Raw genomic sequence first — 8351 nt, forward strand, 5'->3', positions numbered from 1 at the left:
TTTATTATGGTCAGCCTCAGGGTGAAGTGTGTCTAATCAACAGGGTTTTCGGTCTCTAAGCACTTTTTAAAGGGAACTTCATCGACTCAAATCTCTATTTGCAACAGTGCCCTTTAAATGGCTTAAAGTTGCTTTAAATCCAGTACACCAAATCACTGCATTAACCTGTTGAAAAGATCCATCTTCCCAAATCACGCCATTTTCTGTAAAAGCCGAAAATGGGCGCTCACTATGTAAAACTCCTCGTGCACGTGCATCTTTGACTGAATCAATCATGACAATATCACCCAGACCGCCAACAGGCTGATCTATTGTACGGCCTTCTAATTGTGCCTTTAAACGCTCTGTCGCACGTAAAAACAGTACACGGCCATCAACATCATCTGCTAAAAATTGAGGAGGTGTTGGCGTGATCCAAAGAGTGTCTGCCACTTGGGAAACTTCAGCCAAAATTTGTGCTCCAGAATTTCCACCACCGACTATCATTACGTGCTTATCTTTAAAAAGTTCTGCATTTTGATAATGGGCGGAGTGTAATTGCAGACCTTTGAAATTTTCTTGGCCAGGGTAAGATGGGATATAAGGATGACTCCAGGTGCCCGTTGCACTGATTACAGCCTTGGCTCTCCATATCTGTTCACCTGCATGCACACTCAATACTTCTCTTTCGCTTTTGACGTGATCAACATATACAGGACGAATAATCGGAAATTGATAACGCTGCTCATATTGCTGCAAGTATTCAATAACTTCTTTCTTGGTCGGATACGTTTGTTCTGTATTCGGCATAACCCAACCAGGTAAGGAACTCCAGCTATTCGGTGAAAACAGACGCAAAGAATTCCAAGCATGTAACCAGGCTCCACCTGCTTGATTTTGATCATCTAAAATAATAAATGGTATTTTTTTTCGCCTTAAAAAATAAGCTGTAGATAAAGCTGCCTGTCCACCACCGATAATGATGACATCAGTTTCCGTCTGTTTCTGATTCAAAGCCTTTTCCCCTTTTATTTTTTCTTTAATATAAAAACCCAATCCTGAAGACTGGGCTTTTACAATATTCACTATATTTTTATGACAACATCAAAATCAACTTAAACTATCAAGATATTTTTCAGCATCTAATGCAGCCATACAACCAGAGCCTGCTGAAGTAATCGCTTGGCGATAAACTGAATCAGCCACATCACCGGCAGCGAATACACCTGGCACTGAAGTAGCAGTGGCATTCCCCGCTGTTCCGCTTTGGATCTGAATATAGCCATCACGTAACTCAAGTTGCGCTGAAAACATCTCAGTATTTGGTTTGTGACCAATTGCCACGAATAAACCCTGTACCTCAATATCTTGCTTTGATCCATCTACAGTGGATTTTAAACGCACTCCAGTTACTCCGGTGTTATCGCCTAACACTTCATCCACTTGATTGTTCCAAAGAATGCTAATTTTGCCTTCTTTCTGTTTTGCAAAAAGATGGTCTTGTAGAATTTTTTCAGAACGCAATGAAGCTCGGCGATGCACTAAAGTCACGTGAGCTGTAATATTAGACAGGTAAAGCGCCTCTTCAACCGCAGTGTTACCACCGCCTACAACCATCACCTTCTGGTTCTTATAGAAGAAACCGTCACAAGTTGCACAGGCACTTACACCTTGCCCCATGAATTTAGCTTCAGACTCAAGACCTAAGTATTGTGCCGTTGCACCTGTGGCAATAATCAGGGCATCACAGGTGAATTCTTCCATATCGCCTTTCAGCACGAATGGACGAACGCTTAAATCCACTTCACTGATATGGTCATAGACGATTTCGGTGCCAAAACGTTCCGTATGCGCTTGCATACGTTCCATGAGTGCGGGGCCTGTTAAACCTTCTGGATCACCCGGCCAGTTATCGACTTCAGTGGTCGTGGTTAATTGACCACCGAGTTGTAAGCCTGCAACTAAAGTGGGTTTAAGATTAGCCCGTGCTGCATATACCGCAGCGCTGTAACCCGCAGGACCTGAGCCAAGAATGATTAATTTAGAATGTCTCTTTTGCATTTAAGATCACCTAGCAGTTTACAAACTGCGCTGATTGACACGTTTAGATAATTCTTCAGCTGATTCCTTACGTTCTGAATAACGATCTGTCAGGTATTTGCTTTGTCCACGAGTCAGTAGGGTGAACTTAAATAACTCTTCCATCACATCCACAATCCGGTCATAGAAAGCCGAAGGTTTCATTCGCCCATCTTCTTCAAACTCCAAAAAAGCTTTTGGAACTGAAGACTGATTTGGAATGGTGATCATCCGCATCCACCGCCCCAAAATACGCATCTGGTTCAGGCTGTTAAATGACTGTGATCCGCCACTGACTTGCATCAAGGCAAGAGTTTTACCTTGGGTTGCACGGATTGCCCCTCCTGCCAGTGGAATCCAGTCGATTTGAGATTTAAAGATTGAACTCATAGAACCATGGCGTTCAGGTGAACACCAGACCATGCCTTCTGACCATGCTAAAAGCTCATGCAGTTCTTTTACTTTTGGATGCTCAGTATCCGCATCTTCTGGTAAAGGAAGCCCTTTAGGATGAAAGATTTTTATTTCCGCCCCAAAATGCTCAAGGATTCGACCGGCTTCAAGAACTGCAAGGCGACTGTAAGAACGTTCTCGATTAGAGCCATACAGCAGCAAAATTCGCGGAGGATGAGCAAGTTCTTTGGCTTGAACTTTTTCAAAGGTGGGTTGCTCAAGAAGATTTAGATCTACATTTGGGAGATTCATAGAGTTAGGCCTCTTTAAAAACTTTCTTTCTCAGCCAGAGTGAAACACTCACCAAGGCAATCAACACAGGAACTTCGACCAGTGGGCCAATAATCGTGGTAAAAGCAACAGGCGAAGCGATACCAAAAGTTGCAATCGCTACTGCAAGTGATAATTCAAAATTATTCCCCGCTGCGGTAAATGCAATTGCTGTGGTCTTAGGATAGTCATTGCCCATCCATTTACTCATAAAGAAGCTGATGAAGAACATTAAAACGAAGTAAATGGTTAAAGGAATCGCGATGCGTAAAACTTCAAGCGGAAGACTCACGACATCACCGCCTTTTAGGCTAAACATGGCCAGAATGGTGAACAGCAAAGCCATTAAACTCAGCGGACTGATTTTCGGAATGAACTTGGTTTCATACCATTCCACGCCTTTCTGTTTCACCAAAATCCATCGCGTTAAGAAACCTAATAAGAACGGAATACCAAGATAAACCAGAACAGCATGGGTGATGGTCCAGAAATCGACATTAATGACCTGCGAAGCGACACCAAAATAGGGTGGAAGGAAGGTCAGGAATAACCAGGCATAGGTACTGAAAAATAGAATCTGGAAGATGCTGTTAAAGGCAACTAATGCTGCAACATATTGATTATCACCACAGGCCAAGCCATTCCACACCAGAACCATGGCAATACATCGAGCAAGACCAATCAGGATGACACCGGTCATATATTCTGGATAACTATGTAAAAATATGATTGCCAGGGCAAACATGAGTACTGGCGCGATCAGCCAGTTTTGTACTAAGGATAAAGTAAGGGTTTTCTTATCCTTAAACACTTGTGGCAAAGTCGCATAGTTCACTTTTGCCAGTGGTGGATACATCATTAGAATAAGACCAATCGCGATTGGAATATTCACTGAATCAATGCTTAATTTATCGAGTGCGACAGAAGCCTGAGGAAAGAAGTTTCCGATGGCAATGCCTAAGGCCATGGCAATAAAAATCCATAGCGTCAGGTTGCGATCTAAAAAAGATAAGCGTTTTTCAGACATTTCACTTACTCAACGTTCGAAATTTGATTAATTGCTGCAATCAATTCTGAGCGAGATAGTTTATCTACATTAAGTTTAAATAAAGCATCTAAGCGACGATTGATATGTTCAACAGTGCTCATAAAGGCTTTTATTTTTTCTTCTTTATTCACGTCTAAGTGTGAAGGATCAGCCAAGCCCCAATGTGCCTTGATTGCTCCACCCAAATAAAGTGGACATGCTTCTTGAGCAGCAGAATCACATACTGTGATCACAACATCAGGTTGATATTGTTCACAATCATTAATCGTTTTACTCCATAAACCTTCGGTAGATAATCCTAAGTTTTCAAGGGTTTCTAAAGTTAGCGGGTGAACTTGACCTGAAGGCTTACTCCCAGCACTATAGGCTTTCCAACCTTCTGGTGCTCGGCTATTAAACAAAACTTCAGACAAAATGCTACGGCAGCTATTTCCAGTACATAAAAATAAAAATTTCATTGAATTACTCACAATAACTATTTACAGAAAGGGGGTGTTGATCATCCAGCTTTGATTGAGATTGAACCGTCTTCAAAATATCTAAAATTTCATAACACCAGTTGGCCAATTTTGGATTGATACTGTAGTAAACCCATTGGCCTTGTCTGCGATCTTGAAGTAGCCCTGAAGCACGTAAAAGGGCTAAATGTCTTGAAATTTTAGGTTGACTGAGTTGTAGTTTTTCAGTCAAATCACATACACATAGTTCTTTATTTTCAACAATTAATGTCACTATATTGAGACGTGTTTCATCTGATAAGCATTTAAAAAAATTAACTTGATCCATATAAGTCTCCTTCACATTCTTTCCATTTAAGAGATGAGAAAGTGCTATTTAATTCTTTGGCCATTTTCATCAATAATTTTTTCACCATCTTCTTTGCTAAATGCGCCTTTCTGAGGAAACGGGAGAATATCCAAAACAACTTCAGAAGGACGACACAAACGTGTACCTAAATCCGTAACAACGAATGGGCGGTTAATCAAAATAGGATGTTGAAGCATAAAATTTAAAAGCTGTTCATCAGACCAATCTTCCCGAACAATTTCTAAATCAGAATATGGAGGTACATTTTTACGAATTGCTTCTCTAACACTTAAACCAGCACTACGAATAAGTTCAATTAATTCTGCTTTCGAAGGTGGGGTAATTAGATATTCAATAACGATTGGTTCAATTCCTGCATTTTGAATTAAAGCTAAGGTATTCCTTGATGTACCACACTCAGGATTGTGATAAATCTTTATGGTCGAGAACATTTTGACTGACTCTGCTATTAGAAACTCAGATATATTTATATATGTATTTCCACATATATGCAAATACGTATATTGATTTTATTTAAATTACTTAATGTCAATAAATGTATATATATTCTTGCAAATTCTTATGAGTGAGAAAAAACTCGTTATTTAAATATGTAAATTTAGAGTATACTCTATAGTTACATAAATTAGATTTAAAACTTGTCTCCAATAAACCCAGTACGGTTCACCTAAACAGATTGCTACCCCTGAACAACCAGAATCCGAAAAAAGAGGCTTTTGGAGCCGTTTTTTTAGACCCTATGATTAACCACGATTGTTTAACTCATATGAATAAAGTCGTGAAACTTTGATTAAATAATAAGCGTGGAACGTGAAAAATCATAAAAAAAGCCCACCTTGGGGAGGTTGGGCAAAAAAGAAACTACAGCTTTGAATTTTCAAGAGAATTATACCGCATTTCGTATAAGGTGTATTATGTTAATTTTAGAAAAAACTTAAAATTATCTATTAAAGAATTATATATTTTTGGATTACTTATAAGTGAAATAGCACCTATATAGTGCAGGCTTAGCTAGAAAAACTATAACACTCTAAGAAAGTATGGGTTTTTATGTACAAGGCAATTTCATGAGAAGCCAGATGATAAAATTCGAGGCTCCCCAATTTTGTAAATCAAATATATGCAAAATAATGTGAGTAAGCCGGCAGTACCAGCATTAACACTGGCTGCACTAGGAGTAGTATTCGGCGATATAGGAACGAGTCCATTATATGCATTAAAAGAAAGCTTTCATGCGACACGCGGGCTACCTATTAATGAACTTAATATCCTGGGAATTCTCTCTTTAATCTTTTGGACCATTACCTTAATTGTTTCGCTTAAATATGTTTTGGTGATCATGAGAGCTGATAACAATGGTGAAGGGGGTATCATGGCATTACTCGCCTTAAACCTTAGGCAAAAAGGATTGTCCCGTGGAAAAAGATTGGCAATCATTATCTTAGGTTTCATTGGAGCATCCTTATTCTTCGGTGACGGTATCATCACCCCTGCTATTTCTGTTTTATCTGCAGTTGAGGGACTTTCTGTTGCTGCCCCGTCATTTGATCGCTTCATTATTCCAATCAGTATTGGAATTCTTATAGCTCTCTTTGCCGTTCAAAAACATGGGACTGCAATGATGGGGAAGTTTTTTGGTCCTATTACCCTGTTATGGTTCCTATCTATTGGTGCCATTGGCATTATGAGTATTATTCAAAGTCCATTTGTTCTTGCATTATTCAGCCCACACTGGGCTTTTTTATTCGTTATTAACAATCCTCTTATTTCATTTTTTGTGATGGGAGCTGTGGTTTTAACAGTAACAGGTGGTGAAGCCTTATATGCGGATATGGGACATTTTGGTATTTTACCGATCAAGTTAGGCTGGTTTTTAATTGTACTGCCATGTCTGATGCTGAATTATGCTGGACAAGGAGCATTACTGTTAAGAGATCCTTCGGCTATCACCAATCCTTTTTACCTGCTTCTGCCTTCAGCCCTTCTATATCCTATGATTATTCTGGCTACTGCAGCTGCAGTGATTGCCTCACAGGCTTTAATCAGTGGGGTATTCTCAATGGCTAAACAGGCAATACAGTTGGGATATCTACCTAGGCTTACAGTTTTACATACCTCCGCTTCGGAAATTGGACAAATTTATATTCCATTACTGAACTGGCTCCTGTTTATCTCTATCACCATCTTGATCTTAATATTTGAAAGTAGCAGCAAGTTGGCAGGTGCTTATGGTCTGGCCGTCACTGTGACCATGTTCTGTGACACACTGTTAGTAGCTTTTCTGGCTTATAGTTACTGGAAATGGAAAACATGGAAAGTCTTACTGTTCATTATTCCATTCGCCTTTATTGATCTGGTTTTGCTGAGTTCAAACCTATTAAAAGTCCTGATTGGAGGCTGGGTACCAGTCGTTATTGCGGTTATTGTTTTTACCCTCATGATGACCTGGAAAAAAGGCAGAGAGATTCTTCAGGACAAACTGCAGAAGGACACGCTTCCACTGAATGTGTTTCTTGAGCACCTTGAACAGACAGGTCAGAAAGTGAGTGGAAATGCCGTATTTTTAACTGGAACGCCTCAAGTCGTACCCCATGCGCTTTTACATAATCTAAAGCATAATAAAGTTCTGCATGAACGTAATTTTTTGGTGACAATCAAGACTTCTGAAATCCCGTATGTTGATGAAGCTAAGCGAATCGTTACTGAAGTACTAGAGAATGGTTTTTTCAGAATAACGATCCATTATGGATTTAAAGAAGAGCCTAATGTGCCTCATTCATTGAAACAAGCTTTTTCAGTACTGGATCTTGAGTATGACTTAATGAATATCAGCTTCTTTGTTTCTAGAGAAAGATTAATTCCAAGTCTGTCCAGCAAGATGTCTACATGGCGTGAAAAGTTATTTGTCGCAATGCAAAAAAATACCAGCCCTGTCAGTGATTTTTATAAAATCCCTTCTAACCGGGTGGTAGAGCTAGGTAGTCAGATTGAAATTTAAGAATTTCTAAAATGAATAGGCACCTTTAAATAAGGGTGCCTATCTGATCAGAATAAATCTTTTACTTTAATTTTCCAATAGTTGACCAATCTCTAAAGCTAAATAACCACGTTCTTTAAAGATCAAAATAATTGCTTTTTTATAATCTTCAGAAGTAGAGGTCTTATATTTTGTTATAAGTTGAATTTCAGAATTAAGCTGAAGGTCATTTTTTATCGTCAACACTTCCGTAGAGACTTTATTAAAAATCTTGAAATTAAACATACAGGCGCTCTTTATCAATATTATAGCGGCCCGACTACAACAAATACCTGCCTTAGCTCAGCTAGACACCCTTGGCTGCAAGGATTACAAATTAGACAAGATTCTGCAAGTTTTGCTCCATTGAAAGTATGAATATTCAACTAAAGAAGGTTCCATTTAACATAATGGCGGTTATACGAAGTACACTTGTATATTAGTTTAAATATCAATTATTTAAAAATTTAGTCATGACCAAGAAATCAGCAAAAAGTCGATTTTGAAACAAGTCGGCTTTTTTATGAGCGGTTTTGATAGTTCTTGCCAATAAATTTGTTTAAAAAGTAGGGTCTGTTGACATTTACTGTTCATAATTAACCCTATAAAGGTAGCCATAAAAATATACAGGCTAAAGCAACAGAACTTTGATAATTTCTTTTGAGCTTGTCATATCGA

Annotated in this window: 8 protein-coding genes and 3 pseudogenes; 2 read left to right on the plus strand and 9 right to left on the minus strand. The window is 38.9% G+C overall.

Annotated features, from left to right (window positions below; all coding sequences use genetic code 11):
- Window positions 1-111 precede the first annotated feature (111 nt).
- From ACTL4S_RS16035 to arsC, 7 genes and pseudogenes are all read right to left on the minus strand, one after another.
- Window positions 112-993 (minus strand): annotated as a pseudogene (locus tag ACTL4S_RS16035) (ArsO family NAD(P)H-dependent flavin-containing monooxygenase); the annotation flags it as partial.
- 96 nt (window positions 994-1089) lie between these two features.
- Window positions 1090-2040: a thioredoxin-disulfide reductase gene (trxB, locus tag ACTL4S_RS16040; protein ID WP_004644738.1), complete on the minus strand. Its 951-nt coding sequence runs from the start codon at window positions 2038-2040 to the stop codon at window positions 1090-1092.
- Between the two features lie 18 nt (window positions 2041-2058).
- Entirely contained in the window at window positions 2059-2763 is a 705-nt protein-coding gene (gene arsH / locus ACTL4S_RS16045) for an arsenical resistance protein ArsH (RefSeq protein ID WP_004644739.1), read from the minus strand.
- A 4-nt stretch (window positions 2764-2767) separates the two neighbouring features.
- On the minus strand, window positions 2768-3808 hold the full coding sequence (arsB, locus tag ACTL4S_RS16050) for an ACR3 family arsenite efflux transporter (RefSeq protein WP_004644740.1): 1041 nt from the start codon (window positions 3806-3808) through the stop codon (window positions 2768-2770).
- Between the two features lie 5 nt (window positions 3809-3813).
- Window positions 3814-4287 (minus strand): arsenate reductase ArsC, encoded by a 474-nt coding sequence (locus ACTL4S_RS16055; RefSeq protein WP_004644741.1) that lies wholly within the window; start codon window positions 4285-4287, stop codon window positions 3814-3816.
- A 4-nt stretch (window positions 4288-4291) separates the two neighbouring features.
- Window positions 4292-4615, minus strand: a complete 324-nt coding sequence (locus tag ACTL4S_RS16060; protein WP_004644742.1) for a metalloregulator ArsR/SmtB family transcription factor — start codon at window positions 4613-4615, stop codon at window positions 4292-4294.
- A gap of 44 nt (window positions 4616-4659) precedes the next feature.
- Window positions 4660-5088: an arsenate reductase (glutaredoxin) gene (gene arsC / locus ACTL4S_RS16065; protein WP_004733243.1), complete on the minus strand. Its 429-nt coding sequence runs from the start codon at window positions 5086-5088 to the stop codon at window positions 4660-4662.
- Between the two features lie 238 nt (window positions 5089-5326).
- Between arsC and ACTL4S_RS16070 the strand changes: the two are divergent.
- A pseudogene (locus ACTL4S_RS16070) lies at window positions 5327-5404 on the plus strand (plasmid replication DNA-binding protein); the annotation flags it as partial.
- A 373-nt stretch (window positions 5405-5777) separates the two neighbouring features.
- On the plus strand, window positions 5778-7655 hold the full coding sequence (locus ACTL4S_RS16075) for a potassium transporter Kup (RefSeq protein WP_004282101.1): 1878 nt from the start codon (window positions 5778-5780) through the stop codon (window positions 7653-7655).
- Between the two features lie 66 nt (window positions 7656-7721).
- Here ACTL4S_RS16075 and ACTL4S_RS16080 read toward each other — a convergent pair whose 3' ends face one another.
- Together ACTL4S_RS16080 and ACTL4S_RS16085 are read right to left on the minus strand one after the other, a co-directional pair.
- Window positions 7722-7919, minus strand: a complete 198-nt coding sequence (locus ACTL4S_RS16080) for a hypothetical protein (RefSeq protein WP_086044977.1) — start codon at window positions 7917-7919, stop codon at window positions 7722-7724.
- Window positions 7920-8256: 337 nt separating this feature from the next.
- Window positions 8257-8351, minus strand: a pseudogene (locus ACTL4S_RS16085) (IS5/IS1182 family transposase); the annotation flags it as partial.

Origin of the sequence: Acinetobacter lwoffii, assembly GCF_052078135.1 — a bacterium.
Classification (GTDB): Bacteria; Pseudomonadota; Gammaproteobacteria; order Pseudomonadales; family Moraxellaceae; genus Acinetobacter; species Acinetobacter lwoffii_Z.